The organism is Nocardia sp. NPDC004582 (assembly GCF_053602115.1).
In genome coordinates this window covers 1-10,073 of sequence record NZ_JBSGCY010000191.1, presented here as the reverse complement: position 1 = coordinate 10,073, position 10,073 = coordinate 1, and the positions used below count along the sequence as shown (strand labels likewise).

General features: G+C 69.8%; 8 protein-coding genes. All 8 read right to left on the bottom strand.

What is annotated here, in order from left to right; translation table 11 throughout:
- Window positions 1-997: hypothetical protein (locus ACWELJ_RS31330; protein WP_452369703.1), on the bottom strand; the 997-nt coding region annotated here is incomplete at its 3' end.
- Entirely contained in the window at window positions 994-1,311 is a 318-nt protein-coding gene (locus ACWELJ_RS31325) for a type VII secretion target (RefSeq protein WP_452369702.1), read from the bottom strand. The genes ACWELJ_RS31325 and ACWELJ_RS31330, both read right to left, overlap by 4 nt.
- A gap of 181 nt (window positions 1,312-1,492) precedes the next feature.
- Entirely contained in the window at window positions 1,493-1,831 is a 339-nt protein-coding gene (locus ACWELJ_RS31320; protein WP_452369701.1) for a hypothetical protein, read from the bottom strand.
- Window positions 1,828-2,619: an ESX secretion-associated protein EspG gene (locus tag ACWELJ_RS31315; RefSeq protein WP_452369700.1), complete on the bottom strand. Its 792-nt coding sequence runs from the start codon at window positions 2,617-2,619 to the stop codon at window positions 1,828-1,830. Before ACWELJ_RS31315 ends, ACWELJ_RS31320 begins: the two co-directional genes overlap by 4 nt.
- 2 nt (window positions 2,620-2,621) lie before the next feature.
- Window positions 2,622-4,400, bottom strand: coding sequence for a hypothetical protein (locus ACWELJ_RS31310; RefSeq protein WP_452369699.1), 1,779 nt, complete (start codon window positions 4,398-4,400; stop codon window positions 2,622-2,624).
- A 79-nt stretch (window positions 4,401-4,479) separates the two neighbouring features.
- Entirely contained in the window at window positions 4,480-5,973 is a 1,494-nt protein-coding gene (locus ACWELJ_RS31305; protein ID WP_452369698.1) for a hypothetical protein, read from the bottom strand.
- Window positions 5,974-5,985: 12 nt separating this feature from the next.
- Window positions 5,986-6,267, bottom strand: a complete 282-nt coding sequence (locus ACWELJ_RS31300) for a hypothetical protein (protein ID WP_452369697.1) — start codon at window positions 6,265-6,267, stop codon at window positions 5,986-5,988.
- Between the two features lie 105 nt (window positions 6,268-6,372).
- Window positions 6,373-9,915 carry a hypothetical protein gene (locus tag ACWELJ_RS31295; protein ID WP_452369696.1) on the bottom strand — a complete coding sequence of 1,181 codons (3,543 nt, stop codon included), beginning with the start codon at window positions 9,913-9,915 and terminating at the stop codon, window positions 6,373-6,375.
- Between the last annotated feature and the right edge of the window lie 158 nt (window positions 9,916-10,073).

The following is a 10,073-nucleotide window of genomic DNA, read 5'->3' as shown; positions in this document are numbered from 1 at the left end:
GGCCGGAGTCCGTTGCCGTGCACGTCATCCCGCCCGCGCCGCCGCCCAGGCCGCCGATCGGCATGAACCCGCCGCCGCCACCGAGTCCGCCCGGACCCGGCTGCGCGGCCTTGGGTTCGGTCTCCGGGACCGGCTCCACCGTCGAGGGCTGACTGATCGACTGCAGCTGCTGCAGGGTCTGCGCGCCCTGGCCGGCGACACTGCTCAACGGCGCGATCGCACTCAGCAGCTGAGTGACCTGCGAGAGCGAATCCACACCCTTCGGCGCGTCGGTGACCTTCACCTTGTGCCCGGCCGTGGTCATGTTCGCGCTGTGCACGGTCATCTCGGTGCGGGTCTTGGCCACCACCGCGGTGGCCTCGGCGGCGGTCTCACTCGCCAGCGACAGCAGGAACGCCTGTCCCGGCGGGGTGCCGATGAACGGTGCGGCCACGGTGACGCCGGTGACGAACTTGGTGATGATGGCCGACATCATCGCGCCGCCGACGGCCACCGAGCTCGCCGCGCCGGCCATGACGGTCTTCTGATGTCCGTTCTGGGTTTCCAGCTCCAGGGCGTTGGTCTGCGCGGCCGTGCCCTTCTCGGCGGCACCGGTCGCGCCCGAGCCCTGCCAGGAATTCGAGTTGGCCAGCGACGCCACCGATTGCGCGATCGACATCACCTGCTGCAGCGCCGAGGAGACGCCCGAGAGCATCTGCGACGCGTCCAGGCCCTGACCCAGCTGTCCGGTGCCGAACGCGGAGGCCAGATCGGTGAGCGGCTTGGTGAGGGCGGTCAGGTCCAGGGTCGGCAGCGGCGGCATGTCCGGCATCGGGGGCAGTGCCGGAATCTGCGGCAGCGCGGGCAATCCCAGCGTCGACAGCACCTCGGCGACCGGCGAGTCCAGCAGCGGCGCGAAAGCGGTGTCGCGCAGGGCATCCGCCACCGACTGCCCGCTCGCCACCGTGGGAGCGGCCTGCGCGGCTCCCGTCGAACCCTGGTCGAAGGGCGTAGTCACAGGTCCCGCGATAGCGACAGGAAGTCGACGCCCGCGGCGTCGTCGACGGCCTCGTAGGACGCCGCGGCCTCGTGCGCGGTGACCGCGGTCCCGGCGTGCACGGCCGCCAGCTCCGCCACCGACGACAGATGATTGCCCTGCGCGCCCGCGTAACTCAGCAGGAAGTCCTGGCCGATGAGGCCGAAAACCGGTACCAGGGCGGTGACCGTGGCGACCTGGTCGACCGCGGCGGCGCCCGCCACCGCGGTGGCCATGGCGGCCGAAGCATCGCCGTAAGCGCGAATCGCGTCCGGAGTGGCAACGAGATGGCTCATGAGACCCCCATCAGGAAGATCATTTCGGATCGAACTATACAGAGCGGTGAATCGCCCGGCATAACGAAGAGTTCACTAACTGGCCAACAGCCCGGTGAACACAGGGTATTCCACAGGTGATCGTCGGCGTGGCGGATCAAGTTGCCGCACTGTATATTTCATCGGCCCGCCGATAGGAGGCTCAGATCGGGCGCAGCCAGGTCTCGGGCTCGGTCTCGTAATCCTGCTCCTCGACATACTCCTGGCGGGTCACGTCGTCGGCGGTCGGCAGCCCGGTCAGCGCCAGCAGCTCCGGAGACAATCCGGCGGCCCGCAACTGGGCCCGCCGCTCGACACCCGCGCGGGCGGCGGACTGCCTGCACAGCCGCAGGATCTCGGCCGCCAGCAGCTCCGGATCCTGGCGCAGCCGGTCACGCTCCACCGAAATCGCCCGGGGCAGGCCCTGTTCGGTGGTGGTGACCACGATCGCGCCGGTGCGCGAGGACAGTGTGAACTCGCTCGGGAACTCGTCGGTGGTCATCGGTTGGTCTCCCATTCGTCAGCGACCGCCAGGACCACTTCGGCGATACGGGTATTCACCTCGGCGACCACGCGGCGGTGATCGGCGGCCACCGCCACCGGCGGCTGATCCGCGGTGATCAGATAGCGGCCGTCGTCGACGAGATCGCGCCATTGGAGATGATGCCGGGTGATGCCGCGCGGCCCGAAACGCGAACGGCCTTGCACCACATCGATGGTGCCCGCGGTCGAGGCGGTGATCGCCAGGAACTCTGCGGCGCGGTCCACCACGCCGCCATCGAGCGTCTCGTGCGCCGGGGAAAGGCCGAAACCGTAGTCGGTGTCCACCACGTCCTCGGCCTCGGCGAGCACGCGATCACCGCCACGCCCCGGCGGCGTCGCCGGCAGCAGGCCCACCACCTGTTCGGCCAGCTCGTTGGCCCAGAACTCGGTGATGGTGAATCCCGAGGCAGGGCCGGTGGTTTCGCCGGGCCGCTGCACGAGCAGGTAGCCGGCGTCGCCCGAACGCACCCCCAGCACGCGGAGGCTGGACTCCGGCACGGCCCGGTCGCCCAGCTCCCAGCCGCGCAGCTCGACCCGCACGTCCGGGGTGTGCAGCGCGCGCAGCACCTCGGCCAGCTCCGGGTCGTGGCGGGCACGCAGGCTCTCGCGGGCCTGAGTCTTGCTGTCCTGGAACGCACTCCACAACGGTGCGCGGCTGGTGAAGAACATCGGCTGGGGCAGATGCTCCTCGCCGAGCTCCTCCCACAGCACCAGGAACTCCAGATCGGTGAAAGACCAGGATCGCACCGTCAGCCCTCGACCACCGGCTTGGCCACCACCGGCGCGGTGCCCATCGCCTCGTCCAGATACTCGGAGGAATCCAGGAAGTCGGGCCGCTTGTGGTCCTTACCGCCCTGACCGTGGCCGCCGGCGCCGTGACCCATCGGGCCCATACCGCCACCGCCGCCCATACCGCCCATACCGGTGGAACCCGCCGCGACGCCCGCGCGGCCCACACCGGTGGCACTGGCCTCGGCCGTCTCCGCCAGCGCGGCGCGCGGGAACAGCCGCGCGTTCTCGAGCATCGGCTTCGGTGCGGCGCCACCCCCACCACCACCGCCTCCGCCACCACCCAGGCCCTTCTTCAGGTCCTCGAGGTTGGGCAGACCGGCCAGCGGGGAGTCCTTCAGCTTGTCCTTCAGGTCCTGCTGTTGCTTCTTCTGCTGTGCGGTGCTCTGCAGGCCGGTGAGGCCCTGCATGCCCTGCTGCAACGCGCTCGACAGCTGCGACATGCCCTGGCTGGACTGGCCGGTGCTCGAATTCGGGTCGGTGCCGGAGGGATTCCCTTGCGGATTGGTCTTATCGGGGTTGGTGCCGTTCGGGTGGGTCCCATTCGGGTTGGTGCCGTTGGGATTCGTGCCGTTCGGGTTGGTGCCGTCGGGCTTTGTTCCGTTCAGGTTTGCCTTGTGGTTCGGCGTGTTGCCGGAATTCGGGCCGCCGGCGCCACCGGGACGGTGCTGCCCGCCGCCGTGACCGCCGCCACGACCGTCGCCATTGTTCGACCGCCCGCCCGGGCCGTCGAGGTGGGGCGTGGCGGCGGTCGGATCGGTCAGCCGCGGGACGGCCTGACTCGCGCCGGTCAGGCCAGGCACATACCAGTGCTGAAAGGCCAGCTGCGCGGCCTTGATCATGTTCTCCATGCGCTGGTAGTGGTCGTAATCGAAGTCGGTCGGCTTGTTGCGGGGCATCATGACCTTGGTGTTCTCCAGCCAGCCCGACACCAATCTCAGGTTCTCCGCCATCGAACGCAGGTCGTCGGTGAGGTCGGTCGCCTGCTTCTTGAACGTGTTGGCGGCGGTGACCGCGCTGTGCGCGCCCGCACTGGACCAGTCTTTGTCGTCCACCATCTTGGTGAGCTGCTTGGTCAGGTCGCCGAAGCTCTCGTCGACCCTTCTGGCGACCTTGTCCCAGGTGGCGCTGAAATTCGCCACGGTTTGCGGGTCCATGCCCGCGCCCGCCTCGTAGAACCAGTCGAGGTCATGGTGCGCGTAGGGGTTCTCCGGATCGATCAGTTCGTAGTGTCCCGGCTCGTGGGCGACCTTGTACAGGCCCTCATTGCCCTTCGCGTGCTCGTCGATGCGCGGCGCGGAGTCGCCGCCGAGGTCGAAGATCTTGCCGTGGTCCAGGGCCGGTTCGGCCGAATCGCTGTCCTTGGAGTTCGCCTTCTTCAACTGGTCGAACATGGTCTTGGAATCCACTTCGGCCGCGTCGTAGGTCTGGTCGGCCTGAATCATGGTGTCGGCCATGCCGTTCACCAGCTCGATGTAGTGGTCCAGGATCGGCCCGAGGGCCAGGCCCTGCTCGTTGAAACGCTTCTTCAGAATCAGGATCTGAAACAGATGCTCGTTGTCGCTGAAGCCCCTGTGCGTGGTGAGAATGTCCTGATAACCCTTGGCGAAGGTCAGCGCGTTCGCCGCGATGGCGGCCAGCCTCGCGCCCTCGCGCGCGGCTCCCGGTTTCAGCTCGAGATTGCCCGTGTGCGCCTGCTGCGCCAGCCCGGTCCAGGGATTCCTGCCGTTCTCGCTCACATCCCACTCCTATCTCGCGCAACAACTCCGACGATAAGGCCCGACCGCACCCATACTCCACTCGTCGGCCGCGATCCCACTACGAATGCCGTTGGCGGAAACGCTGTTCGAAACCGGACAGATAGACCGACGGCGGGGTGCTGGAGGTAGCCGCCTCCACCACACCGTCATCGGCGACATAGAAGAGCGCCCGATCCAGCACGACCTCCTCCGGCTCCACCGGAACGTACACCAGCCAGCCGACCGTAAGCCGTTCCGCGCGTTGGCGATCCGCCGGGAAGGCGGCGGGGTCGATGCCCTCGGTGGCGAGGTGGTGGCGCACGATCTCCAAGGCCTCGGACCGCGGAATCGGTTCCGGGCCCAGCCGCGCCACACCCGCCAGCGCCAGCTGGTAGTGCACGGCGTCCAGATCGGCCGCGTCGCCGAAGACTTCGTACAGCTGGGCGTGAGTGACATCGCGGCGCTGCGCGGCATCGACGAAACTCGTGACAGCCGAACGCAATTCCTCGGAGGGATGCTCGGTGATCAGGTCGCAGATCACGTCGGCGACGGTGCCGGCGGTCCAGATGCCGGGCACCGCGACCGCGACATCGGCCGCCGACGGGGATTCGCCGCGGTACCAGCGACCGCGCTCCCACCAGTAGCAGAAGCTCAGCAGGCCGCCGCCCGCACGCGTGTTCAGCACCGGGTTCGCCACCCATTCGGGGGCGCCCGCGTACAGGCGGGGCAGCGGGGTCTTGCTGTTGTAGGCCACATCCAGTTCCGGGGCGTTCCAGACGCCGCCGGACAGCACGGCGCGGCCGCCGGGCAGTTCGTACAGGGAGGAACCGGAGCGGCGGGAACCCTCGAACCAGCCGAAGGACGGCAGGACCCGCGGGCCCCACTCCGAGCCGACCGCGACGAACGCGGCGGCGATCGCCGACCAGCGCGACCACAGCAGCGGGAACGGCGGGAAGTCGTCCTCGGAAACAACTGGCAGATAGCCGGATTCGCGATCCGCGCGGGCCTGCTCGGCCGCCTGACGCGGGGAGCGGGACTGGCGGTTGCCGTGGCCGACATAGGCGGCCAGCCAGGTGGGGAGGGACTCGCGGGGGGCGGCGTCGAGGTCGGCCAGGTATTCCTGCGGAGTGAACAGCTGATCGTCCGGGAACGGGTCGTCGCCGTAGTCGTGGTCGACGCTCAGCGCGCCCTCGGAGGTGAGGTCCAGCTCCAGTCGCCACCAGGGGTCGCCGAGTTCGGCGGAGAGGCGGCGGTGGGAGGCCACCAGGGTCATGATCGTGTCGGTCGCGGGCACCAGGGCCTGACGCTGATCGTCGTCGGAGAACACGATGCGGGAGCGCCGGCCGGACGCGGCCAGAGCGAAGGCGGCGCTGACACGGGTCCAGCCCTCGGGGGCCAGCTCCTGAAGTTCGGCGGCTATGCGGTGGGCGAGGCGGCGGGCCCGCTCGGGAACGTCGAGTTCCTCGGCGGCCAGGCTGAAGCCGACGTCGGGGCTGGGTTCCTCGGGAATGTCGGATTGATCGGAATCCGCTGCGGTGGGTAGGTTTTCACTGAACTCGCGGGATACGGTCACGCGGGATCGCCGCTAACTGTCCGAGGCGGGCTTGCGCTCGGCGAACCGGCGCTCCAGGTCCGCGCGCCAGCGGGCGGCATTGCTGCCGTCGAGCTGACCGGCGAAGGACTCGCGGGCGGCGGTCACCAGCTCCTCGGGCACGTTCGGGTACGCGTTCGCGATCGCCCACAGGGCGTTCTCGGTCGGCGAATCCAGACCCGACGCGGTCCGCACGCCACGCCCCTCCCGCACATCGGCCAGGACCGTGTCGAAATTCCGCCGCAGCTGCTCTTCGCTCGGGCGCTCACCGCGCACGTCGAACCTCCTCATCCGTTCCGAAAACCAACTGTCAGCATCACATACCTGGGACAACCGTGCGGTTGCCGGAACCGTAAAAATCGGCGAACACCTCACCGGCGGTCATCCGAAGATCCCCAGCCGGCGCGACGAATCCGACAGCACATCGCGAATCAGCAAACCCAGGTCCGAATCCGCGGGCCGCTCGCTGTACCGCAGCTCACACCGCACATCACCCGGACTCCCGATCACCAGACGCACCAAGCCCGGCCCCGAACGCTCCCACAACGCGCCCGCCGCCATCCGATCCAACTCGATCACCTGATCGCCGACCCGCAGCACCAGCCCCGCCGCCGGATCGCGGTAGAAAACAACCCGCAAACCATCCAGCTCGTCGAACACACCCGCGGGCGCACCCGTACCGACAGGCGCGGCGCTCAACTGGCCCGTCACCGGATCCATCATCGCGTACTCCCCGAACCCCGAATGCGACCGCAGATAAATCTGCCCACCGGAAGCCGGCCGCGCCGACGCCCGCGGGAACCGCCCGCTACCCCGAGAACCACCATTCCCGTTCCCACCGCCCGACGCCCCCGGAGGCGGCATCATCGGCGCGCCACCCGGGAACCCCTGCCCCGCGCCGCCACCAATCCCATTGCCGCCATTGGCGCTCGCGTGCCCGCCCCCGTTCACACCCGCATCCCCAGCATCCGCCGAATCCGCCACCCACCGCGACATACCCGGATCGATATGCGGATACCCCTGCTGCGGCGCCTCCGGCTGCACCGGCGTCCGAGACCCCAGCGCATCCGTCAACCACTGCGGCAAACGCGACCCACCCGAATGAGTCGGCTCCTGCGAACCATGCTGCCCACCAACCCCATTCGGCCACTGCGGCACACCCTGATCCGACGGCTGACGCGGCACACTCGGTTCAGCCGGAACCTGCGGCATACCCGGATCGGCAGGCCACTGCGGCGCTCCAGAATGAGTGGGCTGCTGAGGCATGCTCGGTCCCGTCGGCCACTGCGGCGGGGTCGGGAACTGCGGAGAGCCCGGGAAGTGTGGGGGCCGCGGCAGCTGCGGGGGCTCCGGCAGGTTCGGCGGGACCGGAATATGCGGTGGAGTCGGCATATTCGGCGGGACCGGGATGTGCGGAGGGTTCGGCTGTTGCGGCGGAGTGGGGATACTCGGCGGCTGCGGGATGTGGGGCGGCTGTGGCGCATTCGGCGGGGCCGGCACCTGCGGTGGCGTCGGCCGATTCGGCTGCGGCGTCGGCTGATGCGGGGTCGGCGGCGGGTGGTGGGGCGGCGGCGTCGGCTGATGGGGCGTCGGCTGCGGAGGGTTGTGGGGTGGGGTGGGGTCCGGGGGCAGCGTCCAGGGGGCGGGCTGCTCCGGGGGCTTCGGGGTGTAGTCAGGGAAGTCCGGATCGAACTCGTGCGGCACGAGGGGCAGGTGTGAGCGCCAGTTCGGGTTGTAGCGGAATGGGGAGGCGCCGGAGTCGCCGGAGGTGGGCTGGGTCGAATCGCCTTGCGCATCGGGGTTTTCCGGACCGCTGGAATCGTCTGAGGTCGGAGGCGTCGGCTTCGCGGGTACTGGTGTGTCGCTGGAGACGTCCGAGGCGTGCTGGGCCGGATCTCCGGGAGCGGCCGGGTCTTTCGATTCGCCGGAATTGCTCGCATCCTGCTGAGCTGGATTGTCTGACGTCGCAGGCTTGCCCGATTCGTCGGGGTTGCTCGAAGCGGGAGGCACAGCCGTTTCGCGCGAGGGCTCCGGATTTCGGGCAGGTGGAGGCGGAGAGGCGTTGGGGTCATCTGTGGCCACAGGGGTGGCGGTTCCGGGGGCGCTGGAGTCGTCGGAACTCTGCGGGGATTCGACGGGCGGATGCTGGGTGGCGGTGTCCGGGTGGGGTTTTACGGGTGTGTCGAGGCCGAGGGACGGGCTGGCGGTGGTGACGGCGGACGGACGGGTCGGGGGTTCGGGAGTGGGCGGGGTGGGGGGTGGGGTGGCGGGGAGGTGGCGGATGGCTCGGGCGTCGGTGAGGGTGCCCTGGATGAGGACCTGGGAGAAGAGGTCGTCGAGGTCGTAGGTGGGTTTGAAGCGCCAGGTCGCGTCTTCGGGGGGTGCGCCGGTGCGCCATTCCATGATGAGGCCGTCGGTGCCGGCGAAGTGGGCCGCGATGGATTGGTTGCGGCTCCAGGAGGTGGCGTCGCTCCGGCTGCCGAGGTGGGAGGTGTGGCCGTCGTAGTCGAGATCCAGGTCGCCGCGGGCGGGGACGATGCCGCGCAGACCGTCGAGGTACGCGGGGTTCACCGAACCGTCGGGCAGCAGGCGCGGGACGCCGCGGTACAGCGGCGTGGCGTCGGGACCGTCCGGCAGGTTGCCCTCGAACATGACTGCGCCGTGGACGCCTGTGGGCGCGGCGCCCACCTCGGTGACGACGGCCCCCGCGACCGACTCCGGTGTGGCGGTGGTCGACGCGGACGGCGGTGGGGTGAGGTCGTGGAGGTGGATGGTGCCGTCGAAGTCCAGGACGACGAGGCGGGCCACGAGCGGGAGGTCGCGGGCGACGATGATGTTCACGTTCTCCTTGCCCAGGACCGCGATCGGGTCCAGGCGCGGGGAGACGACGAGGACGATGTCCGGGTTGTGCAGCATGCCGATACCGCGGCCGCGGATATCGGCTCCGGCGGTACGCAGGATGTCGTTCACCGCCTCGTCCTGCACGGACCCGTGCAGGCGCTCCGCCTCGACTCGCGCCGCCACGGCCTCCCGGGGGAGAGTCTCGACCCTCATGAGCAGTTCGCTCGCCGCCCGTTCCGCCTGCTCGGCGGCGCGCATCCGAGCCATGGCCTCGCCGGCGTTGAGCCCGTGCGGAGTCTCCATCAGCGCGTGCTGACGCCGAATCTCCGCTTGCGCCAAGGGAACCAGCACTTCGCGCAGCACCCGCGCCTCACGCCCGGCCGGTTCCACGCCCAGGCTCCGGGCGATCGCGTGCAGATCGGCCACGGCGCGGTCACGCCGTTCGACCGCGGCGCGGGCTTGGGCCATCTGATCCTCGGCCCAGGCCGCCAATCGCGGATTCGACCAGCTGTGAACGGTTCCCGGCTCCACCACCACCCAGTCCGACGCCGACGGTCCGCCCGCGTTCTGCTCCGGAGCGCCGGTCTGCTCCGGTATGGCGCCGTGCGCCCGCTCGCCGGGCTGGTGCGAGGCGGGGTCGGGCTGCTTCGCGCCGGTCTCGCTCGACCCGGCCTCCTGATGCTTCGCACCGGTTTGGCCAGTCCCAGCCTCCCGCTGCTTCGCACCGGAATGATCGGTGCCGTTCCGGTGCGGTCCGGTGGACTCCTCTGTACCGGAATGGGTTGTGGTGGTGGATGAATGCGTCACGGGCGTCACGGGCTGTGCGCCCGCTGCGGGCCGCTTGGCCGTCGTGGCGGGGTCGTTGTTGGGTTTGGTGGGGCCCGGGTGGGCGGGGGTGCCGCCGGTGGGGTCGGTGGGCGGGGTGCCGGGGCCGGGGCGCTTCGGGGTGCCGCCGGGGTCGCTGTCGCCGGGGTCGATGGCGCGGACCGGGTCGGGGTAGTGGGTGTCGACCCAGTGCGCGATGGTGTCGGCGGTGTGGCGGGCCTCGGCCGCGGATTGGAGGCGGTCGATGGCGCGGACCACGTCGGGGAGGGTGCCCTTGGCCCGGCCCAGGAGGTCGGTGATGGTGTCGCGCAGGCGATCCGGAGCCAGGCCGGCCTCGGTGGCCGAGAATCAGCGCCCAGAACCCCGAGTACAGCGTCAGCTTGATGGTCACCCAGAACGCGTCGAGCAACTTGGTG